The sequence below is a fragment of the Streptomyces seoulensis genome, assembly GCF_004328625.1.
In the GTDB taxonomy this organism is placed as follows: Bacteria; Actinomycetota; Actinomycetes; order Streptomycetales; family Streptomycetaceae; genus Streptomyces; species Streptomyces seoulensis.
Map to the genome: position 1 here is coordinate 4,702,567 of NZ_CP032229.1, position 22,913 is coordinate 4,725,479.

The following is a 22,913-nucleotide window of genomic DNA, read 5'->3' on the forward strand; positions in this document are numbered from 1 at the left end:
CGTGGGTACGGTGACGATGGCGCAGGCCCTCAACGCGGGGCTGCGGGATAGCCTGACCGAGGACGACCGCGTGCTGGTCTTCGGGGAGGACGTGGGCCGCCTCGGCGGAGTCTTCCGTATCACCGACGGACTACGGGACGAATTCGGTGAGCAGCGCTGCTTCGACACGCCGCTGGCCGAGTCAGGGCTCGTCGGATTCGCGGTCGGCTTGGCCATGGGCGGGTTCCGGCCCGTGGTGGAGCTCCAGTTCGACGCCTTCGCGTACCCGGCATTCGAGCAGATCGCCTCGCACGTGGCGAAGATGCGCAACCGCACCCGGGGTCGTGTGCCGCTACCCATGGTGATCCGCGTCCCTTACGGCGGAGGGATCGGCGGCGTCGAGCACCACAGCGACTCCAGCGAGGCGTACTACGCCCACACCCCCGGCCTGAAGGTGGTCACCCCGGCCACGGCCGAGGATGCCTACTGGCTCTTGCGGGACGCGGTGCGCGACCCGGACCCGGTGGTGTTCCTGGAACCGAAGAAGCTGTACTGGTCCAAGGAGGACGCCGGCCTGGCACGGCGAGGCGCTGCGCCGACCGGGCGGGCGGTGATCCGGCGCCCGGGCCTGGACGCCACCCTGCTCGCGTACGGCCCCTCGGTTCCGGTCGCGATCGACGCCGCGGTCGAGGCGGCACGGGACGGTATCGACGTCGAGGTGGTGGACCTGCGCACGCTCGTTCCTTTCGACGACGAGACGGTTACGGCGTCGGTACGGCGAACGGGGCGCTGCGTGGTGGTCCAGGAGGCGCACGGCTTTGCGGGCGTGGGTGCCGAGATCGTGGCGCGGGTGCAGGAGCGTTGCTTCCACTCGCTGGCGGCCCCGGTGATACGTGTCGCCGGCTTTGACGTCCCGTACCCGCCGCCGAAGCTGGAGCATGCGTACCTGCCGGGAGTGGACCGGGTGCTGGACGCGATCCACCGGCTGCAGTTCGACGACCAGCCCGACGTCCGGCACCTCGCACGGGAGGCCTCATGACAACCGTGCGCGAGGCCAGGGTGTTCCAACTGCCCGATCTCGGTGAGGGGCTGACCGAGGCGGAGATCGTCGCGTGGCGGGTGGCTCCGGGCGAACGCGTCGGAGTCGACCAGGTGGTCATCGAGGTCGAGACGGCCAAGGCTGTCGTCGAGGTGCCCGTGCCGTACGCCGGGACCGTCCTGGAATTGCACGCCGACATCGGTGCCGTGCTCCCCGTGGGAGCCCCGCTGATCTCCGTGAGCGGCGCCGCGGCCACCGAGCCGACTGCGGAACAGCACGGCGAAGACGCCCCGGGCGGGAGCGGCAACGTCCTTGTCGGCTACGGGACGAGTCCGGCCAGTGCCCGGCGCGGCCGTCGGGTCGGGGCATCGGCCGCATCGACGGTAACAACGTCCTCCCGGGACGAGGAGCGCGGCACCGATCCGGCGGCCGTGCCGTTGGTGATCTCCCCGCTGGTCCGCGTACTGGCACGGCGACACGGCGTGGACCTGAGCACGGTCGTACCGAGCGGGGCGCACGGAGTGATCCTGCGCCGTGACGTCGAGCAGGCCATGGCGGCGAACGCACGGCCCGCCGAACGGCGCGCGACGGAGGCGGGAGGGGCCGCTGCCGACGAGCGCGTACCGCTGCGGGGCCTGCGCAGGACCGTGGCGGACAAGCTGGCCCGCAGCAGCGCGATCCCGCACGCCACCACCTGGATCGACGTGGACGCCACCGTTCTGGTGGAGGCCAGAGAGGCCCTTCGGGCCGCCGATCCGACGCGGCGGATCGGATTGCTGGCATTGCTGGCCCGCTTCTGCGTCGCCGGGCTCCGCAAATACCCGGAGCTCAACTCGACGGTGGACGTCGAGCGCGGTGAGATTGTCCGCCTCTCCGCCATCCACCTGGGCTTCGCCGCGCAGACCGAACGCGGTCTGATGGTGCCCGTCGTGCGGGAAGCCCACCGGAAGACGACGGCCGAACTGGCCGGCGAACTCGCCACGCTGACCGGACTCGCACGCTCCGGCGGCCTACCGCCGACGGCTCTCACGGGCAGCACGTTCACGCTCAACAACTACGGCGTGTTCGGCGTCGACGGCTCGACGCCGCTCATCAACCACCCCGAGGCCGCGATCCTCGGCGTCGGCCGCATCGTCGACAAGCCCTGGGTGGTCGACGGCGCGCTCGCCGTGCGCAAGGTCACCCAGCTCTCCCTCACCTTCGATCACCGGGTCTGCGACGGAGGCGTCGCCGGCGGCTTCCTGCGTTACGTCGCGGACTGTGTGGAACGTCCCGCAGTGCTTCTGGCCGACGTCTGACCCGCCCTGCCACCGCCGCTTCCGACGTCCCAGGACAGGTCTCGGCGGCCTACCGACAAGAGGATTCGATCGTGATCTCATCGTTCCCACTGATGCGCACAGCCAGCCCGGTGCCCGATGACCAGCGTGCCGCGATCCTTGACGCACCCGGGTTCGGCCTGCACTTCACCGATCACATGGCCTTCGCCGACTGGACGGCGGAGGCCGGGTGGCACGATCGCAGGGTCCAGGCGCTCCAGCCGTTCTCCGTTCACCCCGGCGCGGCGGTGCTGCACTATGCCCAGGAAATCTTCGAGGGGTTGAAGGCGTACCGGCACGCTGACGGGAGCGTTTGGCTGTTCCGGCCCGAAATCAACGCACAACGCTTCAGGAGGTCCGCAGAGCGGATGAGGCTGCCGCAACTGCCGGAGCAGGACTTCCTCGCGAGTATCGAAGCACTCGTCCGAGCCGACAAGCCGTGGGTACCGGTGGCCGCGGGAGAGAGGAGTCTCTACCTCAGGCCGTTCATGTTCGCCGCAGAGGCCTTCCTCGGCGTGCGACCGTCCAGGCGGGTCGTGTACTCGGTCATCGCCTGTCCCTCGCAGCCGTATTTCGCCCCCGGTGGTGTGAGCCTGTGGGTGAGCACGTCCTACACCCGCGCGGCCGCCGGCGGCACTGGTGCCGCAAAGTGCGGGGGCAACTACGCCGCGAGCCTGGCGGCCCAGGCCGAGGCGGAGCGACACGGCTGCGATCAGGTTCTCTACCTGGACGGCGCGACTGAGGAGGCCTGCATCGAAGAGTCCGGCGCCATGAACCTCTTCCTCGTCACCGCCAGAGGCGAGCTGGTGACGCCGGCGCTCGGCACGATCCTCGCAGGGGTAACCCGGGACACCGTCCTGACACTGGCCTCCGAGTTGGGGCTGACGCCGGTCGAGCGGGCCGTTCCCCTCGCGGAACTGCGCGCCGGGCTCGCCGACGGGACTGTGACGGAGGTGTTCGCGGCGGGTACCGCTGCGGTCATCACGCCAGTCACGGGCATCAAGGCCGAAGGCTACGCGTTCACGATCGGCGGAGGGGAGCCCGGCAAGGTGACGTCGGCGCTTCGTGAGCTGATACTGAACATCCAGTACGGGCGGGTTGCCGACACACACGGCTGGCTGCGACATGTCGTCTGACGGTCGAAATCCGATGGCAGCGTTGGTGCTCATCGCGTTGGGGCTTCTCGCTTCGAACTTCGGAGTCTTGTGGGCCATGGACTACCGGGGGATGGTGACCCGCCTTCACCGTCTTCTGCGCGCGGAGCGCGAGCAGATGCCGCAGCGGCTGCGCCGGATGACACTGCCTCCGGCGCAGCCTGCCGCCCAACGCGTCACAGGAGCGCTACTCGCCGTCGTCGGTTTGGTCTTCGCCGTCACCGGCGTCTGGGCCCTCCTGTCGTAGCCGCGGACTCTGCAGAACCTCTGTCCAGCAAAATGCCTCCGCCAAGACCAGCTGTCGAGAGCTCCCAGCAAGCCCATAGTGGTGTACGGCCTCATGGTGGAAACGCACTCCACAACTCACCGTTCCGAGGCTTCTACCCCTACATCTCCTACGTCGGATCGACGCCGGCGTCCAGCTCGAAGCCGGCGAGTCGATGGTCTCCTCCGCCCGCTGGCTCGGGCACGCCGACCCTGGCTTTACTCTGCGTACATACACGCACTTCGTGCCCCACGCCGGCACGCGAGGCCGCGCCGCCATGGATGCTTGGTTCCGTGGGGAGGCGAACTCGCTGGAAACCCCCTGACGGTCACGCTCGGGTGCGAAAGGTGGGAAACATGCAGGTCATAGCGGTGGTGGAGTGGAACTCATGCGGTTGACGGTCTTCTGGCAGCGGATGGCTGAGCACTTCGGTGCGGGGTATGCCGATTCCTTCGCGCGCGATCACATCATGTCCGAGCTGGGCGGACGGACGGTGCACCAGGCGCTGGACGCCGGCTGGGACGCCAAGGACGTGTGGCGTGTGGTGTGCACGGTGATGGACGTGCCGGGGGACAAGCGCTGAGCCACGGTCGTCGCCCGTGCCGGGCGACGTCGGCCGAAAGGCGGGGGCGAAATACGCGGATCGCCGGTCCCCCGGTCGGCGGACGGTCCGGCGGGTGTGTTGACGGCCACATACCGAGTAGGTCACCCGGGCCCTCATACGGTCCGCGCTGTCGGTGGCGTGGGCGAGACTTGGCGCGTGGCACGCATCGACGACATCGAGCCGACCGACCCGCAGACGGCACCTCCGGCCGGGGCGGCGGCCACCGCTGAGGGCACGCCGCCGCGCGAGCCCGTGGCCGGTGCGCTCACCGGTGCCCGGATGCCGCGCTGGCTGCCGCGCGCCATGGTGCTCGCGCTCGCGCTGGTCGCCCTGTTCCAGCTGGGGAGCTGGGCCTTCCACGAGCTGACCGGGCTCCTCCTCAACATCCTGATCGCGTTCTTCCTGGCGCTCGCCATCGAGCCCGCCGTCAGCCGCATGTCCGCGCGCGGGATGCGCCGGGGGCTCGCCACCTTCCTGGTCTTCCTCGGCCTGGCCGTCGTCACGGCGGGCTTCTTCACCCTGCTCGGGTCGATGCTCGCGGGCCAGATCATCAAGATGATCGAGGGATTCCCCGAGTACCTCGACTCGGTCATCAACTGGGTCAACCAGACGTTCCACCTGGAGGTCCGCCGGGTCGACGTCCAGGAGGGCCTGCTCCACTCCGACTGGCTGCGCAAGTACGCGCAGAACAGCGCGGCCGGCGTCCTCGACGTGTCCGCGCAGGTGCTCGGCGGACTCTTCCAGCTCCTCACCGTCGGCCTGTTCTCGTTCTACTTCGCCGCCGACGGCCCCCGGCTGCGCCGCGCCCTGTGCTCGGTGCTGCCTCCCGCGCGGCAGGCCGAGGTGCTGCGCGCCTGGGAGATCGCCGTCGACAAGACCGGCGGCTACATCTACTCGCGCGGCCTGATGGCGCTCATCTCCGGCATCGCGCACTACATCCTGCTCCAGGCCCTCGGCGTGCCCTACGCGCCCGTGCTCGGCGTCTGGGTCGGCCTGGTCTCGCAGTTCATACCGACCATCGGCACCTACCTCGCGGGCGCGCTGCCGATGCTGATCGCGTTCACCGTGGCGCCCTGGTACGCGGTCTGGGTGCTGATCTTCGTCGTGGTCTACCAGCAGTTCGAGAACTACATGCTGCAGCCCAAGCTGACGTCCAAGACCGTCGACATCCACCCGGCCGTCGCCTTCGGCTCGGTCATCGTGGGCACCGCCCTGCTCGGCGCGGTGGGCGCCCTGATCGCCATCCCGGCGGTCGCCACGCTCCAGGCGTTCCTCGGGGCGTACGTCAAGCGGTACACCGTCACGGACGACCCGCGTGTGCACGGCCACCGACTGCGCCGGCAGGACCGCCCGGACACCTTCATCCGCCTCCGCCTGGGACGCCCACGGGCACCGGAGCCGGACTCCGAGGGCTAGAGACTCTCCCGCTTGGCGCGGCGATGGGCCGCCACGCGCTCGCGGGTGGCGCAGCGGCGTGAGCAGTAGCGGCGGGGCGGCCCGCTGCCCTGGGTGACGTAGACGTTGCCGCAGCTCGGGGAGGCGCAGGTGCCGCCCGGCGGCCGCCGGCGGTCCCAGAGCAGGACGGTCAGCGCCAGGCAGGACGAGGCGAGGAACCACTCGGCCCAGGGGGCGTCGTCCGCGCGGTCCAGGTGGGGGTGCCAGGGGGTGGTGCCGTCGTGCGAGGAGAGCCTGAGCCGGCCGGTGTGCGCGTGCAGCAGGCGGTTGAGGGTCGCGGCTGCCAACGCTGTGTTGGCCGTCTGGTGGTGGCGCCGGACGTGGTGATCCGGCTGGGCGCGCTGGTGCAGGCCGCCGGACTGGCGCTGGCGGCGACGGGGCGGCCGGCCGCGCTGATCGGGGCCGCGTTGCTGGTCGGCGCCGGGGAGGGGCCGCAGCTGACGGCGCTGTTCGCCGTGCGGCACCGGGAGTCCCCGGATCACCTGCGCGGTCAGGTCTTCGCCACGGGCGCCAGCCTGAAGATCACGGGCTTCGCCGTAGGGGCCGCTCTCGCGGGGCCGCTCGCGGCGCGTTCCTTGCCGGGGGCGCTGCTGCTGGGGGCCGGGGCTGCCGCTGTCGCGTGTGTCGGGGTAGGCGGGCTGGGTACCCGACCACGCCTGACCCGCCGGGGGACTGGAGATGCTTGACACAAAAATCGAACATCCATTCTCATGGAAGCTCAGGCGAGGCCGACGACAGGGATTTACGTACGGTTCGGGTAGGGATGTACCCCAGTTATCCACAGGCCGGACCGGCGTCGGGGCGCGTTGTCAGTGGCAGGCGTTAGCGTCTTTGACGTGAAGCGATCGACTCAAGCAAACCGGGTGGAACCCATGGCAGGAACCGACCGCGAGAAGGCGCTCGACGCCGCGCTCGCACAGATTGAACGACAATTCGGCAAGGGCGCAGTGATGCGCATGGGCGAGCGGTCGATGGAGCCCATCGAGGTCATCCCGACCGGCTCGACCGCCCTCGACGTGGCTCTCGGTGTCGGCGGTCTGCCGCGCGGCCGAGTCGTGGAGATCTACGGCCCGGAGTCCTCCGGTAAGACGACCCTCACCCTGCACGCCGTGGCCAACGCGCAGAAGGCCGGCGGCCAGGTCGCCTTCATCGACGCGGAGCACGCCCTCGACCCCGAGTACGCGAAGAAGCTCGGCGTCGACATCGACAACCTGATCCTCTCCCAGCCGGACAACGGCGAGCAGGCGCTGGAGATCGTGGACATGCTGGTCCGCTCCGGCGCCCTCGACCTCATCGTCATCGACTCCGTCGCCGCGCTCGTCCCGCGCGCGGAGATCGAGGGCGAGATGGGCGACAGTCACGTGGGTCTCCAGGCCCGTCTAATGAGCCAGGCCCTGCGGAAGATCACCAGCGCGCTCAACCAGTCCAAGACGACCGCGATCTTCATCAACCAGCTCCGCGAGAAGATCGGCGTCATGTTCGGCTCGCCGGAGACCACGACCGGTGGCCGCGCGCTGAAGTTCTACGCCTCGGTGCGTATCGACATCCGCCGCATCGAGACCCTGAAGGACGGCACGGACGCGGTCGGCAACCGCACTCGCTGCAAGGTCGTCAAGAACAAGGTCGCCCCGCCGTTCAAGCAGGCCGAGTTCGACATCCTCTACGGCCAGGGCATCAGCCGCGAGGGCGGTCTGATCGACATGGGCGTGGAGCACGGCTTCGTCCGCAAGGCCGGCGCCTGGTACACGTACGAGGGCGACCAGCTCGGTCAGGGCAAGGAGAACGCCCGCAACTTCCTCAAGGACAACCCCGACCTCGCCAACGAGATCGAGAAGAAGATTAAGGAGAAGCTGGGCGTCGGAGTGCGCCCCGAGAAGCCCGCCGCCGAGCCGGGCACCGACGCCGCCGCGGTCACCGCCCCGGGCGCCGACGCCAAGGCGGTCCCCGCCCCGGCCAAGGCCACCAAGCCCAAGGCCGCCGCAGCCAAGAGCTGACCCGTGACGCGACGAACCGACTGGGCCGAGTACGACCACTCCGCGTCCGGTGCCCCACGGGGGAGGGGCATCGGAGGCGACCCGGCCACGGCCGCGCCCGGTGACGACGCGGGCGGACCTGAGGACAGCCACCCGCCACGCCGGTCCGGGTGGGACGGCACACGCTCGGAGGGGTCCCACGGGGGCGGCTCCTCCCGGCGCGGCCGTCGTCGGCGCGGCTTCGGGGAGCCGGCCGGCACGGACGAGGACACCCCGCGCTCGTCGAGGGCCGGGCAAGGGGTGTCCTCCACGGAGGCGGACCCGGCCGAGAAGGCGCGGAACATCTGTCTGCGCCTGCTCACCGGAACCCCGCGCACCCGCAAGCAGCTCGCGGACGCCCTGCGCAAGCGGGAGATCCCGGACGAGGTCGCCGAGGAGGTGCTGTCACGGTTCGAGGAGGTCGGACTCATCAACGACGGTGCCTTCGCGGACGCATGGGTGGAGTCGCGGCACCACGGCCGGGGGTTGGCCCGCCGCGCCCTCGCCCGTGAACTGCGCACCAAGGGCGTCGACTCGGCGCTGATCGACGAGGCCGTGGGCCAGCTCGACTCCGAGCAGGAGGAGACGACCGCCCGCGAACTGGTGGACCGCAAGCTGCGCGCCACCCGTGGACTCGACCGGGACAAACGGCTTCGCCGCCTCGCCGGGATGCTCGCCCGCAAGGGGTATCCCGAGGGCATGGCCCTCCGCGTCGTCCGCCAGGCGCTGGAGGAAGAGGGCGAGGACACGGAGTTCCTGGCGGAGGACGGTTTCTGACGGGCGGACAGGATGGTCCGCTCCGGGCGCCTGACCCCGGGCGGACCTGGTCCTCAGGCTCCCGGCTCCACCGGAAGCCCCGCCGCGCGCCACGCCTGGAAGCCGCCCACCAGATCGGTCGCGCGACGCAGACCGAGCTGGTGCAGGGAAGCCGCCGCGAGGCTGGACGCGTAGCCCTCGTTGCAGATGATCACGACCCGCAGATCGTGCCCGGTGGCCTCCGGCACCCGGTGGCTGCCCTGCGGATCGAGCCGCCACTCCAGCTCGTTGCGCTCGATCACCAGGGCGCCGGGGATCAGCCCGTCCCGGTCGCGCAGGGCCGCGTACCGGATGTCGACCAGGAGGGCCCCGCCGTCGCGGGCCGCCTGGTGCGCCGCCCGTGGCTCGATGCGCCGGTAGCCGGAGCGGACCCGGTCCAGCAGCTCGTCGATCCCGACCGGACGCAGCGCGTCGCCGTCGCCGCTCACTGCCAGTCCTCCGGGCTCTCGACCTGCTCCAGCCGGAGCACCTGGCCGGTGCGGCTGTAGCGACGGATGCGCGGCAGCGGCGGGTAGTAGGCGTGGACCGAGACCGCGTGCCGGTCGGGGGAGTCGTTGAACACCTCGTGCACATGGTGCCGGCCGAAGGCGCGGCCCTGACCGGCGCCGAGGCGGCGTTCGCGGTCGACGTCCTCGGTGAGTTCCAGGGTCCGCCAGCCGTCCGTGGGCAGCCGGGCGGCCAGCGAGTTCTCGTGCAGCTCGCCGGAGGCGGTGAGGAAGGCGCCGACCGAGTCGGCGTGGTCGTGCCAGCCCGTGCCGGTGCCGGGCGGCCAGCCGATCAGCCACGCCTCGCTGCCCCCCGGACCCTCCAGCCGCAGCCAGGTGCGGCCCTCGGGGTCGAGCGGGAGGGAGGCGATCAGTTCCACGTCGGCGGCGGCGCGCCGGACGAAGTCGAGCAGGTCGACCTGGCTGGGAGCCGCGGATGGGGCGGGGGAGGTGAGGGGGGAGACAGACACGTGCACCGTCCTGAAGAGGGTTCGCCGAACGGGCGCGCGACGGCGCCCGGGAAAGGGATGCGAATTCAGCAGGACGGGCGACACACGCAGCCCGCGTAGCGGAGCAGGTCCATATGGACTCTCCGCCACAGGCGTACACGGGTGTCGGTCACGATCCGGAGTACAGCATGCCGCCGTACTCCGGTCAATCGGTCGTCATCATGTGGACAGCCAGGGGCGGCGCCCGAGGTCAGCGCGCCCCCGAACCGGCCTCCGCCTCTTCCTTCACGGCGTCCTCCAGCGGCACCGCGCCGCCGAGCGCGGCCTCCGCCGCCGCGTACAGATCGGCGGGGCGTACCCCGCTGAGCGCGGTGACCAGATGGCCGTCCGGACGGATCAGGAGCACGCTGTGCGCCGGGGCGCCGGGATAGTCCTCCGCGACCAGCAGCTCCGCCCGGTGCGGCAGCGCGGTCACCGCCGCCGCCAGCCGGGGCATGACCCCGGCGGACATCCAGTGCTTGCGGTCCCACACCCCCGTACCCGGCGCGATCAGGACGACGAGCAGCGCTCCCCGGCCCAGCCGGTCGCGCAGCCGTACGAAGGAGCCGTCCTCGGCGGTGACCCGCACATCGGTGACGGGGGCGCCCGGCGCGGTGTCGACCGGGATCTCGCCCTCCAGGTAGCGGGGCGCGAGCGGCGAGGTGGCGTACGCCCCCGGCTCGCCGAGCGCTCCCCGGCCCAGATGACCGTCCGTCATCAGGGTGTCCTGGTTGCGGGACGCGCCGGGGACGTAGCCGCGCAGTCCGCCGGTGCCGCGCAGTACCGGCAGCAGTTGGTCGGCGGCGCGCAGCCGGGCGGCGACCACCGCGCGCCGTTCGGCCTGGTAGCTGTCGAGCAGCGCCTCGTGCGCGCCGTGGTGCCAGGCGACGGCCAGCTTCCAGGCGAGGTTGTCGGCGTCCCGCAGCCCCTCGTCGAGGCCCTGTGTGCCGAGCGCGCCCAGCAGGTGGGCGGCGTCCCCGGCGAGGAACACCCGGCCGGAGCGCCAGCGGCGGGCGAGCCGGTGGTGGACGGCGTGCACCCCGGTGTCGAGGAGGTCGTAGGCCGGGACCGCGCCGCCGGTCCAGCCGGCCAGGGTCTTGCGGACGTTGCTCACCAGGAACTCGGGCGTGATCAGGTCCTTGCCGGCCGGCAGCAGCCAGTCCAGGCGCCAGGCGCTGTCCGGGAGCGGGCGGGCGCTGACCTCCGTGGAGGAGTGGCCGGACGACCGCCACGGCGGCATCCGGTGCAGCAACGCGCTGCCCTCCCAGGGGAGTTCGACACGCAGAGTGGCGACCGCGTGCCGCTCCACCGCTGTCCTGCCGGGAAAACGGATGTCCAGCAGCTTGCGGACGGTGGAGCGGGGGCCGTCGCAGCCGACCAGATGGCTGCCCCGCCACCAGGTGCCCCGGGGGCCTCGGGTGTGCGCGGTGACGCCGGAGCGTTCCTGTTCGAGGGAGTCGAGTCGGCTGTCCGGGGCGACCTCGATCAGCGGTTCGGCGTCGGCGGCCGCGCGCAGGGCGGCGGTGAGGACGTGCTGCTCGATGTGGAGCGGCGCGGGGTCACCGGCCGCGAAGGCGATCTCGCCCACCACCTGCCGGCGCCGCTGCGACCGCCAGCCGGTCCAGCGCAGCCCCAGGTCACCGGCCCGTACCCCGGTCAGCCGCGCCAGGAGAGCCGCGGTGTCCTCGCGCAGCACGACGGTGCGCGCCGGCCGGGGCTCGTCCTTGCCGCCGGTCTCGTCGAGGACGACGGACGGCACCTCCTGGCGGGCCAGCGCCAGGGCGAGCGTGAGCCCGACGGGCCCCGCTCCGACGATGATCACCGGGTCCACGGTGTGGCGCCCCCTGCCCATGACGATGCCTCGACGAACACGCGGGAACAGGAAGGTGAAGCGGGGTGCACGATCACAGAACGTATGCAACCCATTGGCAGAGTATGCGTCAAGTGACCGGGGCCCGTGGCGATCACCCCACCAGGATCGGGCACGGAGCCCAGGACCGCAATGGGGGGCCGGGACGGCGCGCGCACGCCGACCCGGCCCCCCAGGGGCTCATCTGAGCAGGTGTCAGGCGGACACCGCGCCGTGGGCGTCACCCGCGTTGAGGTCCTCGACCGTGCCGGCCCCGAGCACCGCGCCGGTGCCGCGCGTGCTGCGGCGCAGCCGGCCCTCCAGCCAGGAGGCGAAGGAGGTGAGCAGGAAGTTCAGCACGATGTAGAGGACCGCCACCACGGCGAAGCTCTGGATGACGTTGGCGTAGTTGGCCGCCAGGGTGCTGCGGGCGTTGAGCAGGTCGGGGAACTGGAGCATGACACCGCCGAGCGCCGTGTCCTTCACGATCACCACGAGCTGGCTGACGATGGCCGGGAGCATCGCGGTGACGGCCTGCGGCAGCAGGATGCCCGCCATCGTCTGGCCCTTGCGCAGCCCGATGGCGTACGCGGCCTCCGTCTGCCCCTTCGGCAGCGAGAGGATGCCCGCCCGGACGACCTCGGCGAGCACCGAGGCGTTGTACAGCACCAGGCCGGTGATGACGGCGTACAGCGGCCGGGAGTCGCTGGGGATGTCGGTGGAGCGGACGTAGAACTCACTGGCGAACAGCATCAGCAGCAGCACCGGGATGGCGCGGAAGAACTCCACGACCACACCGGCCGGTACGCGCACCCAGCGGTGGTCGGACATCCGGGCTATGCCGAATACCGCGCCGAGCGGCAGCGCGATCACCATGGACAGCGCGGCGGCCTTCAGGGTGTTGCCGAGGCCGGGCAGCAGATAGGTGGTCCATGCCTCGCTCGTGGTGAAGGGCTTCCACAGCGCCCCTGCCAGCTGGCCCTTGTCGTCCAGCTTCAGCACGGCCCACCACAGCACCAGCGCGAGCACGGCGAAGAAGACGACCGAGAGGACGACGTTGCGCGTCCGGGCGCGGGGGCCGGGCGTGTCGTAGAGGACGGAACTCATCGCTTCACCGCCAGTCGCTTGCCGAGCCAGCCCAGGAGGAGGCCGGTCGGCAGGGTCAGTACCACGAAGCCGAGGGCGAAGACGGTGCCGATGGCGAGGGTCTGGGCCTCGTTCTCGATCATCGACTTCATCAGGGTGGCGGCTTCGGCCACACCGATGGCGGCCGCCACCGTGGTGTTCTTGGTGAGGGCGATCAGGACGTTGGCCAGCGGGCCGATGACCGCGCGGAACGCCTGCGGGAGAACGATCAGCCGCAGTGTCTGCGAGAAGCTCAGCCCGATGGCGCGGGCTGCCTCGGCCTGCCCGAGCGGCACCGTGTTGATGCCGGAGCGGATCGCCTCGCACACGAACGCCGCCGTGTAGGCGATCAGCCCGAGCACCGCGAGCCGGAAGCCCTGGATCTTGAAGTCCTCGGCGCCCATGGTGACGCCGAAGATGTCGGCGAGGCCGAGCGAGGTGAACAGGATGATGATCGTCAGCGGGATGTTCCGCACGATGTTGACGTAGGCGGTGCCGAACCCGCGCATCAGCGGGACAGGGCTGACCCGCATGCCGGCCAGCAGGATGCCCCAGACGAGGGAGCCGACGCCGGAGAGAACGGTGAGCTGCACCGTCGTCCAGAACGCCCCCAGGACGTCGTAGCCTTCAAGAAAGTCGAACACGTTCTCCCGCGCTTCCGGGTGTGTGGCCTACGGGGTGGTCGGGGCGCGCCGCCGTCCGGGAAGCGGTGGACGGCGGCGCGGGCCGTGGGACCGTGCGGAGCCCGCCAGGTCCTCGCGTCGTGGTGCCAGGACTACTTGACGATGTCGCCGATCTTCGGGGCGGGCTCGTTCTTGTAGCGGGCCGGGCCGAAGTTGTCCTTCACGGCCTTGTCCCACGACTTGTCGGCGACCATCTTCTCGAGCGCCTTGTTGATCTTGTCGACGGTCGTGGAGTCGCCCTTCTTGACCCCGATGCCGTAGTTCTCGTTGCTGAGCTTCAGGCCGACGAGCTGGAACTGGCCCTTGTACTTGTCCTGCGCGGCGAAGCCCGCGAGGATCGAGTCGTCCGTGGTCAGCGCGTCCACGGCGCCGCTCTGGAGACCGGCGACGCACTCCGAGTAGCCGGACAGCGGGCGCAGGTTGGCCTTCGGGGCGATCGTCTTCTGGACGTTCTGCGCCGAGGTCGAACCGGTCACGGAACACAGTTTCTTGCTGTTGAGGTCCGTGCCCTTGGTGATGTTGGAGCCCTTCTTCACCAGCAGGTCCTGGTGGGCCAGCAGGTACGGGCCGGCGAAGTCCACCTTCTGCTTGCGCTCGTCCGTGATGGAGTAGGTGGCGGCGATGAACTTGACGTCGCCGCGCTGGAGGGCGTTCTCGCGGTCGGCGCTCTTGGTCTCGACCCACTCGATCTGGTTCGGCTGGTAGCCGAGCTGCTTGGCGACGTAGGTGGCCACGTCCACGTCGAAGCCGGAGAAGGAGCCGTCGGGCTGCTTCAGACCGAGACCCGGCTGGTCGAACTTGATGCCGATCTTGATCTTCTTGCCGCCCGAGGCGTCGTCCTTCTTGTCGCCACCGCACGCGGTGACGGACACGGCGAGCGCCAGCACGACGGCGGAGGCGGCGGTGACCTTGCGGAGCTTCATGGTGGACATCCTTTGCGTGATGCGTGACGGAGCGAACGTGAGGGAGAGCGCCAGGACGCTGGCCGCCGCGCGGACGGCTCCGGGCCGTCCGGAGATCCGGACGGCCGGGGCGGCACGGTCGGCGCGCGAGCCCGGTCGGCGGCTCAGTGGTGCAGGATCTTGGACAGGAAGTCCTTGGCCCGGTCGCTGCGCGGATTGCTGAAGAACTGCTCGGGGCTGGCCTGTTCGATGATCCGGCCGTCCGCCATGAAGACCACGCGGTTGGCGGCCGAGCGGGCGAAGCCCATCTCGTGGGTGACGACGACCATCGTCATGCCCTCGCGGGCCAACTGCTGCATGACTTCGAGGACTTCGTTGATCATCTCGGGGTCGAGGGCCGACGTGGGCTCGTCGAAGAGCATCACCTTCGGGCCCATCGCCAGCGCCCGCGCGATGGCCACGCGCTGCTGCTGGCCGCCGGACAACTGCGCCGGGTACTTGTCGGCCTGGCTGCCGACGCCGACCCGGTCGAGCAGGGCGCGCGCCTGCTCCTCGGCCTTCTTCTTGTCCGTCTTGCGGACCTTGAGCTGGCCCAGCATCACGTTCTCGAGCACGGTCTTGTGCGCGAAGAGGTTGAAGGACTGGAACACCATCCCGACGTCCGCCCGCAGCCGGGCCAGCGCCTTGCCCTCCTGGGGCAGCGGCTTGCCGTCGATGGTGATGCTGCCGGAGTCGATCGTCTCCAGCCGGTTGATGGTGCGGCACAGGGTCGACTTGCCGGACCCGGACGGGCCGATGACCACGACGACCTCGCCGCGGCCGATCGTCAGGTCGATCTCCTGGAGCACATGCAACGCGCCGAAGTGCTTGTTGACGCTCTTCAGGACGACCAGGTCGTCGGACGCGGCCACGTCTTCCTTGGCCACCGCTACTTCGGTCATCGCTCTCGGGCTCCGTCCTCCTCGGTTTCGGTGGACAGTAGTGACGACCCCGCACCGGCGTCATCACATCTGAGGTGAATCTGAGCATCACGATCCGATAGCAATCGGACACGTGTCGTAGCACTTGCGTTCTGTGCGCGTATCGGCCGGATAACGGAAGGCTTGGGCAACCGGAACGCTCTTGACGGCGTCGTCCTTCATCGGCGTCACTGCATGGTGCACACGCGCGCACCATCGGTACGCGCCCGAGAAGAACCCAGACCGTACGAACGCTGAACTGAAGGGGGCGGGGATGAGACTGCTGCTCGTCGAGGACGACAACCACGTCGCCGCTGCCCTCTCCGCGGTCCTCGCCCGGCACGGCTTCGACGTCACCCACGCCCGCAGCGGCGAGGAGGCGCTCCAGGCGCTCGTCCCCGAGGGCCCCGGCTTCGGCGTGATCCTGCTCGACCTCGGCCTGCCCGACCAGGACGGCTACGAGGTCTGCGGCAAGATCCGCAAGCGCACCGGCACCCCGGTCATCATGGTCACCGCCCGCTCCGACATCCGCTCCCGCATCCACGGGCTCAACCTGGGCGCCGACGACTACGTGGTGAAGCCGTACGACACCGGTGAACTCCTCGCCCGCATCCACGCGGTGAGCCGCCGCACCGTCCCCGAGGACGCCGTGCCCGGCGACGACGGCGCCGCCCTGCTGCTCGGCACGGTCCGCATCGAACTGCCCACCCGGCAGGTCAGCGTGGCCGGGACCACCGTGGCGCTCACCCGCAAGGAGTTCGACCTGCTCGCGCTGCTCGCCCAGCGGCCCGGGGTGGTGTTCCGGCGGGAGCAGATCATCAGCGAGGTGTGGCGCACCAGTTGGGAAGGGACCGGGCGCACGCTGGAGGTCCATGTGGCGTCGCTGCGCGCCAAGCTGCGCATGCCCGCGCTGATCGAGACCGTGCGCGGGGTCGGCTACCGGCTCGTCGCCCCGGCCGGATAGCGGGGCCGGGTGCGCACTCGGCTCCTGCCGCTGCTCATCGTGCTGATGGCGGCCGTGCTCCTCGCCCTCGGCGTACCGCTCGCCGTCAGCGTGGCCGCGGCCGAGCAGCAGCGCGTCATCGTGGACCGGATAGACGACACCGCGCGCTTCGCCGCGCTCGCCCAGTTCGTCACCGACACCCCGAGCGGCGGCCGCTCCACCGCCCCCGACGAGCGTCTCCAGACCCTCCGCCGCGAGCTGGACAGCTACCACGACGTCTACGACATCCGGGCCGGCGTCTTCTACAGCGACCGCTCCGCCATGGTCAACGCACCCGGCGACTGGCTCGTACCGCAGGAGGGGGCGGTCCGGGCGGCCTTCGAGGAGGCGCTGCTCAGCCGCCGCAGCCACGACCCCGGCCAGGTGTGGCCCTGGCAGCGGTCCCGGCTCGTGGTCGCCTCGCCGGTCATCCGGGACGGGGACGTGGTCGCCGTCGTCGTCACCGACTCGCCCACCGAGCAGATGCGGTGGCGGGTGCTGCGCGGCTGGGCGCTGATCGCGGCCGGGGAGATCGCGGCGATGCTGCTCGCGGTGGGCGCGGCGCTGCGGCTGACCGGCTGGGTGCTCAGACCGGTGCGCATCCTGGACGCCACCACCCACGACATCGCCACCGGACGCCTGAAGTCCCGGGTCGCGGTCGGCGGTGGGCCGCCCGAACTGCGGCGACTGGCACGCTCGTTCAACGAGATGGCGGACAACGTCGAGGACGTGCTGGAGCAGCAGCGCGCCTTTGTCGCGGATGCTTCCCATCAGTTGCGTAACCCCCTGTCGGCTCTGTTGCTGCGGATCGAACTGCTCTCTCTCGAACTCCCCGAGGGCAACGAGGAGATCGCCTCCGTGCGCACCGAGGGCAAGCGGCTGGCCCAGGTGCTGGACGACCTGCTCGACCTGGCCCTGGCCGAGCACGCCGAGGCCGAGTCCCGGCTGACCGACATCGGCGCGCTGGCCGAGGAACGGGTCGCCGCCTGGACACCGACCGCCGAAGCCAAGGGCGTCCGGCTGGTCGGTGACTGCCCGCCCACCACCGCCTGGGCCGACGCGATCTCCCTGTCCAGCGCGCTGGACGCGGTGATCGACAACGCGGTGAAGTTCACCCCCGAGCACGGCACGGTCCAGGTCGGTGTCCTCGCCGGCGGCGACACCACCACCGTCCAGGTCACCGACACCGGGCCGGGCCTGACCGACGAAGAACTCGAGCGCGTGGGCGACCGGTTCTGGCGCAGTGGCCGCCATCAGAACATCAAGGGCTCAGGGCTGGGCCTGTCCATCACCCGCGCCCTGCTCGCCGCGACGGGCTGCGCCATCTCCTACGGCCACCACGAGCCCGGGGGCCTGCGGGTCACCGTCACCCTGCCCCGGCACGCCCCCGTCCCCGGTCCCCGTCAGGGCTTGACGGAGCGGTAGTAGCGCCGGGCGCCGGTGTGCAGGGGGAGCGGGTCGGTGTAGATGGCGGTGCGCAGATCCACGCGCTGCGCGGAGTGCACGTGCTTGCCTATCTCGTCCCGGCTCTTGATCACGATGCGGGTTATCCACTCCGTGAGCCTCGGGTCCAGGTCCGAGCGCGTCATCAGCAGGTTGGACACGGCGATGGTGGCCACCGTGGAACCGCCCTGCACGAGCGGATACGCGGACTCGGGCATGTTGGTGGCGCGGTAGTAGCGCGCCGCCTCTCCCTCGGCGTGCAACCGGGAGACGAGCTTTCCCTCTATCGGTATGAACCGGAACCCCGACTTGTCCGCCAGCTCCGTCAGCCCCCCGGTGGGCAGCCCACCGGACCAGAAGAAGGCGTCGATGTCGTGGTCCGCCAGCATGTCCGGGCCGGTGTCGATCCCCGCGGACACCGGGACGATGTCCTTCTCCGGGTCGATCCCGGCGGCCTTCAGTACACCGTTCGCGATCAGCCGTACCCCGGAGTTGGGCAGCCCGGTGGCCACCCGCCTGTTCCGGAGGTCGGCGACGCTGTCGATCTTGGCGCCGGGCGCCACGATGAGCTGCACATAATCGTCGTAGAGCCGGGCCACGCCGCGCAGCCGGTGCTCGGCGGGGTGCGCCTGCTCGTACGTCTGTACCGCGTCGGCGGCCGCGATGGTGAAGTCGGCCTTGCCGGACGCCACCCGCTGCACGTTCTCCTGCGAGCCGGCGCTGCTCGTGAGCTTCACCGTCAGACCCGGCATGTCCTTCGCCAACTCGTTGCGCAGGCGGCGGCCGTACTCCTCGTACACCCCTCGGGTGCCGCCGGTGCTGAACACGATCGTCCCGCTCGGCGGCTTCTCGCCGAGCGGCGCCAGCCACCAGAGCAGCAGACCGAGCACCACGACTCCCACGCCCGACGCCCACAGCAAGCGGCGCCGGCCGGGCAGCCGGGCGGAGATCTCGGCGAACGGGAACACCTTGGACATGCGGGCGATCCTGCCAGGCCGGAAGCGGGCCGACCAGGGCTGTGGACAACCGGCCGGCCCGCTCTCCGACGGCCTGTGGACAACCGGCCGGGCTGTCGGAGGCGGCGGATACAGTCGCCGCATGAGCACTTCTCCCGCCCGTCTCGTCAGCGAGTTCCACCGCGCCTTCGGTCTCGACGCCCGCGCCATACCCACCGAGATCAGTCCCGAACTGGCCGCGCACCGACGGGAACTGCTCGCCGAGGAGGCCGCGGAGGTGGCCGAGGTCTCGGTCACCGGCCCGCTCGACCACCTCGCGCAGGAACTGGCGGACGTGGTCTACGTCGCCTACGGCACCGCCCTGGTCCACGGCATCGACCTGGACGAGGTCATCGCCGAGATCCACCGCGCCAACATGAGCAAGGTCGGGCCGTCCGGCGAGATCAGCCGCCGCGAGGACGGCAAGGTCCTGAAGGGCGACCACTACCGGGCGCCCGACGTGTCGGCGGTCCTGCGCCGCCAGGGATGGACCCCGGCCGAGGGCTGACGACCGGCTGTGTCCCCGGTCACGGGCCGCCGGGAGCGGGGCGGGAGCGGGGACCGAGGGCCTCCCCGGACCGCCTACCCTTGACCCATGACCATCAGCAGCGACCGGAGCCCGGCAGTGGACGTTCGAGAAGCCAAGACGTACGAGGTGCGCACCTACGGGTGCCAGATGAACGTCCACGACTCCGAGCGATTGTCCGGTCTGCTCGAGGACGCCGGTTACGTACGGGCGCCCGAGGGTTCCGACGGCGACGCCGACGTGGTCGTGTTCAACACCTGCGCCGTCCGCGAGAACGCGGACAACCGGCTCTACGGCAACCTCGGCCGGCTCGCGCCCCGGAAGGCTTCGCGGCCCGGGATGCAGATCGCGGTCGGCGGCTGCCTCGCGCAGAAGGACCGCGACACCATCGTGAAGCGCGCGCCCTGGGTCGACGTGGTCTTCGGCACGCACAACATCGGCAAGCTGCCCGTGCTGCTGGAGCGCGCCCGCGTCCAGGAGGAGGCGCAGGTCGAGATCGCCGAGTCGCTGGAGGCGTTCCCCTCCACCCTGCCGACCCGGCGCGAGAGCGCGTACGCGGCCTGGGTGTCGATCTCCGTCGGCTGCAACAACACCTGCACCTTCTGCATCGTCCCGGCGCTGCGCGGCAAGGAGAAGGACCGCCGGACCGGCGACATCCTCGCCGAGATCGAGGCGCTGGTCGCCGAGGGCGTCAGCGAGATCACGCTGCTCGGGCAGAACGTCAACGCCTACGGCTCCGACATCGGCGACCGCGAGGCGTTCAGCAAGCTGCTGCGGGCCTGCGGAAAGATCGAGGGCCTGGAGCGCGTCCGCTTCACCTCCCCGCACCCCCGCGACTTCACCGACGACGTGATCGCCGCCATGGCCGAGACGCCGAACGTGATGCCGCAGCTCCACATGCCGCTCCAGTCCGGCTCGGACACCGTGCTGAAGGCGATGCGCCGCTCGTACCGACAGGACCGCTACCTCGGCATCATCGAGAAGGTCCGCGCCGCCATCCCGCACGCGGCCATCACCACCGACATCATCGTGGGCTTCCCCGGCGAGACCGAGGAGGACTTCGAGCAGACCATGCAGGTGGCCCGCGAGGCCCGCTTCGCCCAGGCGTTCACCTTCCAGTACTCCAAGCGTCCCGGCACCCCCGCCGCGACCATGGACGGCCAGATCCCCAAGGAGGTCGTGCAGGCGCGCTACGAGCGTCTCGTCGCCCTCCAGGAGGAGATCTCCTGGGAGGAGAACAAGAAGCAGGTCGGCCGCACCCTGGAGCTGATGGTCGCCGAGGGCGAGGGCCGCAAGGACGGCGCCACCCACCGCCTCTCCGGCCGCGCCCCAGACAACCGCCTGGTCCACTTCACCAAGCCGGACGACGAGGTGCGTCCCGGCGACGTCGTCACCGTCGAGGTGACCTACGCGGCCCCGCACCACCTGCTCGCCGAGGGCCCCGTCCTCGCCGTGCGCCGCACGCGCGCGGGCGACGCCTGGGAGAAGCGCAACGCGGCCGAGACCGCCGAGAAGGCCGGCGTCATGCTCGGCCTGCCGAAGATCGGCGTCCCCGCGCCGCTTCCGGCCGCCACGAGCGGCTGCGGCTGCGACTGATCCTCGATCCGTCTCACCCCTGGTCCACGGTGCGCGCGGGCCGGGGTTGAGGCGGGTTACGCTGCCGATCATGCTTGTCGCAGCCGCCGTCTGCCCCTGCCCACCGCTGCTCGTCCCCGAGGTCGCCGCCGGTGCCGCGCCCGAACTGGACGCCGCCCGAGCCGCCTGCGCGGACGCGCTCGGTGTGCTCGCCGCCGCCCGCCCCGACCGCCTGCTGGTCATCGGCCCCGCCGAGCGAGGGGGACGCCACCCGCAGGGCACCCGGGGTTCCTTCCGGGGCTTCGGCGTCGGCCTCGACGTGACGCTCGGCCCCGGAGACGCGCCCGGTCCGGAGCTGCCCGCTTCCCTGGCCGTCGCCGCCTGGCTGCTGGAGCGGACCGGCTGGGCGGAGGTGCCGGTCGAGGGCGTGGCCGTGGACGCCGATCTCCCGGCCGGCCAGTGCGCCGCACTCGGCGCCGGGATCAGCGGCGGGAACGACCGGCTCGCCCTGCTCGTGATGGGCGACGGCAGCGCCTCCCGCACGCTCAAGGCCCCTGGCTACCTCGACGACCGCGCGGCCCCCTTCGACGCCGCGGCCGCCCGCGCCCTGGGCACCGCCGACCTCGCGGCCCTGGCCGCACTGGACGCGGGGCTCGCCCGCGAACTCCAGTCGTCCGGCCGCGCCCCCTGGCAGGTCCTCGCCGCCGCGGCCGAGGGCGCGGGCCTGGACGGCACCCTGCTGTACGACGAGGCGCCGTACGGCGTCGGCTATCTCGTCGCCGCCTGGAGCTAGCTCTTCGGCGGGGTGTGCGGCGGGGTCTGCGGGCCCTGTCCGGGCTTCTGACCCTCCTGGCCGAGGCGGTCCACCGCTTCCTTCGCCTTGTCCGTACCGGCGTGGATCTTGTCGGTGTACTTGCCCTTGGTCTGCTTGTCGACCACCTGCGCGGCCTTGTCGAGACCGTCCTGCACCTTGTCGCCGTGCTGCCGGGCCAGGTCCGTCACCTTGTCCTTGGCCGGGCCGAGCGCGGCCTTCACATTGTCGAACAGACCCATGATCCACCTTCCGGAACAACCCCGAATGCGCGTGATGCGGCGCTTGTGGGGCACGCTACCCCTCCCCCACGGGCGTCACACCACGCGATCACTCAGGCCACACCCGTAAACCCCGGCCCGTCCCGCCGCACGTCATCCACCGTCGGGCACCGGCGGGGCCGCGAGGTTTGCGAGACTGGTGCGGTGAGCAGTGCATCCCCCGCCCCCCGTGTCATCGCCGTCGTCGGCCCCACCGCGGCCGGAAAGTCCGACCTCGGTGTCTTCCTGGCCCAGCAGCTCGGCGGCGAGGTCATCAACGCCGACTCGATGCAGCTCTACCGGGGGATGGACATCGGCACCGCCAAGCTCACCCCCGAGGAACGCGGCGGAGTCCCGCACCACCTGCTCGACATCTGGGACGTGACGGTCGCCGCCTCCGTCGCCGAGTACCAGAAGCTGGCCCGCGCCCGCATCGACGCCCTGCTCGCCGAGGGCCGCTGGCCGATCCTGGTCGGCGGCTCCGGACTGTACGTACGCGGCGCCGTCGACCACCTGGAGTTCCCCGGCACCGACCCCGAGGTCCGGGCCCGCCTGGAGGACGAGCTGGCCCTGCGCGGCCCCGGCGCCCTGCACGCGCGCCTCGCCGCCGCCGACCCCGAGGCCGCCCGCGCCATCCTGCCCAGCAACGGGCGCCGCATCGTCCGCGCCCTGGAGGTCATCGAGATCACCGGGCGCCCCTTCACCGCCAACCTCCCCGGCCACGACTCGGTCTACGACACCCTCCAGATCGGCGTCGACGTCGCCCGCCCTGAGCTGGACGAGCGCATCGCGCGCCGGGTCGACGTCATGTGGGAGGCCGGGCTCGTGGACGAGGTGCGCGCGCTGGAGGCCCAGGGGCTGCGCGAGGGCCGTACCGCGTCCCGGGCGCTCGGGTACCAGCAGGTGCTCAACGCGTTCGCCGGGGAGTGCACCGAGGAGGAGGCGCGCGCGGAGACCGTGCGCACCACCAAGCGCTTCGCGCGCCGCCAGGACACCTGGTTCCGGCGGGACCCCAGGGTCCACTGGCTCAGCGGGGCCGCGGCGGACCGAGCGGAACTTCCGGGGCGGGCGCTGACGTTGGTCGAACGACCGGTCACAGCCTGATCACGTCCTGGCATCGGGATGCGCCACCGGTCGGCCCGGCCTCCGGCGCCGTGCCATCATCGAGCTTCGATCGACCAGTGAAGTCC

The 22,913-nt window shown here is 71.1% G+C and carries 25 protein-coding genes; 14 read left to right on the forward strand and 11 right to left on the reverse strand.

Annotation, left to right across the window (positions count from 1 at the left end):
* Nucleotide 1: 1 nt before the first annotated feature.
* The 6 genes from D0Z67_RS21850 (at nt 2) to D0Z67_RS21875 (ending at nt 5,773) form a co-directional block, all read left to right on the forward strand.
* Nucleotides 2–1,018, forward strand: a complete 1,017-nt coding sequence (locus tag D0Z67_RS21850) for an alpha-ketoacid dehydrogenase subunit beta (RefSeq protein ID WP_037775798.1) — start codon at nt 2–4, stop codon at nt 1,016–1,018.
* Nucleotides 1,015–2,316: a dihydrolipoamide acetyltransferase family protein gene (locus D0Z67_RS21855; protein WP_031183079.1), complete on the forward strand. Its 1,302-nt coding sequence runs from the start codon at nt 1,015–1,017 to the stop codon at nt 2,314–2,316. The genes D0Z67_RS21850 and D0Z67_RS21855 overlap by 4 nt, the downstream gene beginning before the upstream one ends.
* A 71-nt stretch (nt 2,317–2,387) precedes the next feature.
* Complete coding sequence (locus D0Z67_RS21860; protein ID WP_031183080.1) at nt 2,388–3,470, forward strand: branched-chain amino acid aminotransferase; 1,083 nt, start codon at nt 2,388–2,390, stop codon at nt 3,468–3,470.
* A 13-nt stretch (nt 3,471–3,483) separates the two neighbouring features.
* Nucleotides 3,484–3,735, forward strand: coding sequence for a hypothetical protein (locus D0Z67_RS21865; RefSeq protein WP_031183081.1), 252 nt, complete (start codon nt 3,484–3,486; stop codon nt 3,733–3,735).
* A gap of 406 nt (nt 3,736–4,141) precedes the next feature.
* On the forward strand, nt 4,142–4,336 hold the full coding sequence (locus tag D0Z67_RS21870; protein ID WP_031183082.1) for a DUF3046 domain-containing protein: 195 nt from the start codon (nt 4,142–4,144) through the stop codon (nt 4,334–4,336).
* Nucleotides 4,337–4,636: 300 nt separating this feature from the next.
* Nucleotides 4,637–5,773: an AI-2E family transporter gene (locus tag D0Z67_RS21875; RefSeq protein WP_051888028.1), complete on the forward strand. Its 1,137-nt coding sequence runs from the start codon at nt 4,637–4,639 to the stop codon at nt 5,771–5,773.
* Here D0Z67_RS21875 and D0Z67_RS21880 read toward each other — a convergent pair.
* Nucleotides 5,770–6,501: a CGNR zinc finger domain-containing protein gene (locus D0Z67_RS21880; protein ID WP_234312893.1), complete on the reverse strand. Its 732-nt coding sequence runs from the start codon at nt 6,499–6,501 to the stop codon at nt 5,770–5,772. The two genes, D0Z67_RS21875 and D0Z67_RS21880, sit on opposite strands and share 4 nt — an antisense overlap.
* A gap of 183 nt (nt 6,502–6,684) precedes the next feature.
* On the opposite strand from D0Z67_RS21880, the gene recA reads away from it, so the two are divergent.
* Nucleotides 6,685–7,806: a recombinase RecA gene (gene recA / locus D0Z67_RS21885; RefSeq protein ID WP_031183086.1), complete on the forward strand. Its 1,122-nt coding sequence runs from the start codon at nt 6,685–6,687 to the stop codon at nt 7,804–7,806.
* A 3-nt stretch (nt 7,807–7,809) separates the two neighbouring features.
* On the forward strand, nt 7,810–8,601 hold the full coding sequence (gene recX / locus D0Z67_RS21890; protein ID WP_031183087.1) for a recombination regulator RecX: 792 nt from the start codon (nt 7,810–7,812) through the stop codon (nt 8,599–8,601).
* 53 nt (nt 8,602–8,654) lie between these two features.
* Here recX and D0Z67_RS21895 read toward each other — a convergent pair whose 3' ends face one another.
* The 8 genes from D0Z67_RS21895 to D0Z67_RS21925 form a co-directional block, all read right to left on the reverse strand.
* Nucleotides 8,655–9,068, reverse strand: coding sequence for a rhodanese-like domain-containing protein (locus tag D0Z67_RS21895; RefSeq protein ID WP_420824441.1), 414 nt, complete (start codon nt 9,066–9,068; stop codon nt 8,655–8,657).
* The gene (locus D0Z67_RS21900; RefSeq protein ID WP_031183088.1) at nt 9,065–9,595 is read right to left on the reverse strand and encodes a cupin domain-containing protein; all 531 of its coding nucleotides are present in this window, start codon (nt 9,593–9,595) and stop codon (nt 9,065–9,067) included. Before D0Z67_RS21900 ends, D0Z67_RS21895 begins: the two co-directional genes overlap by 4 nt.
* Before the next feature lie 65 nt (nt 9,596–9,660).
* Nucleotides 9,661–9,708 carry a hypothetical protein gene (locus D0Z67_RS30590; protein WP_311314449.1) on the reverse strand — a complete coding sequence of 16 codons (48 nt, stop codon included), beginning with the start codon at nt 9,706–9,708 and terminating at the stop codon, nt 9,661–9,663.
* 116 nt (nt 9,709–9,824) lie between these two features.
* The gene (locus tag D0Z67_RS21905) at nt 9,825–11,444 is read right to left on the reverse strand and encodes an FAD-dependent monooxygenase (protein WP_031183089.1); all 1,620 of its coding nucleotides are present in this window, start codon (nt 11,442–11,444) and stop codon (nt 9,825–9,827) included.
* Between the two features lie 234 nt (nt 11,445–11,678).
* Entirely contained in the window at nt 11,679–12,569 is an 891-nt protein-coding gene (locus D0Z67_RS21910; protein ID WP_031183090.1) for an amino acid ABC transporter permease, read from the reverse strand.
* Nucleotides 12,566–13,231, reverse strand: a complete 666-nt coding sequence (locus D0Z67_RS21915; RefSeq protein ID WP_031183091.1) for an amino acid ABC transporter permease — start codon at nt 13,229–13,231, stop codon at nt 12,566–12,568. Before D0Z67_RS21915 ends, D0Z67_RS21910 begins: the two co-directional genes overlap by 4 nt.
* 131 nt (nt 13,232–13,362) lie before the next feature.
* Nucleotides 13,363–14,193, reverse strand: a complete 831-nt coding sequence (locus D0Z67_RS21920) for a glutamate ABC transporter substrate-binding protein (protein WP_031183092.1) — start codon at nt 14,191–14,193, stop codon at nt 13,363–13,365.
* A gap of 143 nt (nt 14,194–14,336) precedes the next feature.
* A complete protein-coding gene (locus D0Z67_RS21925) occupies nt 14,337–15,113 on the reverse strand; it encodes an amino acid ABC transporter ATP-binding protein (protein WP_031183093.1) in 777 nt (258 codons plus the stop codon).
* A 292-nt stretch (nt 15,114–15,405) separates the two neighbouring features.
* On the opposite strand from D0Z67_RS21925, the gene D0Z67_RS21930 reads away from it, so the two are divergent.
* On the forward strand, nt 15,406–16,095 hold the full coding sequence (locus D0Z67_RS21930) for a response regulator transcription factor (protein ID WP_031183094.1): 690 nt from the start codon (nt 15,406–15,408) through the stop codon (nt 16,093–16,095).
* A 9-nt stretch (nt 16,096–16,104) separates the two neighbouring features.
* Nucleotides 16,105–17,538: a sensor histidine kinase gene (locus D0Z67_RS21935; protein ID WP_031183095.1), complete on the forward strand. Its 1,434-nt coding sequence runs from the start codon at nt 16,105–16,107 to the stop codon at nt 17,536–17,538.
* Here D0Z67_RS21935 and D0Z67_RS21940 read toward each other — a convergent pair.
* Nucleotides 17,517–18,533 carry a TAXI family TRAP transporter solute-binding subunit gene (locus D0Z67_RS21940; protein WP_031183096.1) on the reverse strand — a complete coding sequence of 339 codons (1,017 nt, stop codon included), beginning with the start codon at nt 18,531–18,533 and terminating at the stop codon, nt 17,517–17,519. The two genes, D0Z67_RS21935 and D0Z67_RS21940, sit on opposite strands and share 22 nt — an antisense overlap.
* Before the next feature lie 121 nt (nt 18,534–18,654).
* Between D0Z67_RS21940 and D0Z67_RS21945 the strand changes: the two genes are divergently transcribed.
* The 3 genes from D0Z67_RS21945 to D0Z67_RS21955 all read left to right on the forward strand — a co-directional run bounded on the left by D0Z67_RS21945 (nt 18,655) and on the right by D0Z67_RS21955 (nt 21,445).
* On the forward strand, nt 18,655–19,059 hold the full coding sequence (locus D0Z67_RS21945) for a pyrophosphohydrolase domain-containing protein (protein ID WP_031183097.1): 405 nt from the start codon (nt 18,655–18,657) through the stop codon (nt 19,057–19,059).
* A gap of 87 nt (nt 19,060–19,146) precedes the next feature.
* Complete coding sequence (miaB, locus tag D0Z67_RS21950) at nt 19,147–20,673, forward strand: tRNA (N6-isopentenyl adenosine(37)-C2)-methylthiotransferase MiaB (RefSeq protein WP_031183098.1); 1,527 nt, start codon at nt 19,147–19,149, stop codon at nt 20,671–20,673.
* 70 nt (nt 20,674–20,743) lie between these two features.
* A complete protein-coding gene (locus D0Z67_RS21955) occupies nt 20,744–21,445 on the forward strand; it encodes a class III extradiol ring-cleavage dioxygenase family protein (RefSeq protein ID WP_031183099.1) in 702 nt (233 codons plus the stop codon).
* Here the strand turns inward: D0Z67_RS21955 and D0Z67_RS21960 are convergent.
* Nucleotides 21,442–21,705, reverse strand: coding sequence for an antitoxin (locus D0Z67_RS21960; RefSeq protein ID WP_031183100.1), 264 nt, complete (start codon nt 21,703–21,705; stop codon nt 21,442–21,444). The genes D0Z67_RS21955 and D0Z67_RS21960 overlap by 4 nt on opposite strands.
* A gap of 183 nt (nt 21,706–21,888) precedes the next feature.
* Between D0Z67_RS21960 and miaA the strand changes: the two genes are divergently transcribed.
* Nucleotides 21,889–22,827: a tRNA (adenosine(37)-N6)-dimethylallyltransferase MiaA gene (gene miaA / locus D0Z67_RS21965; protein ID WP_031183101.1), complete on the forward strand. Its 939-nt coding sequence runs from the start codon at nt 21,889–21,891 to the stop codon at nt 22,825–22,827.
* The last annotated feature ends 86 nt before the right edge of the window (nt 22,828–22,913 follow it).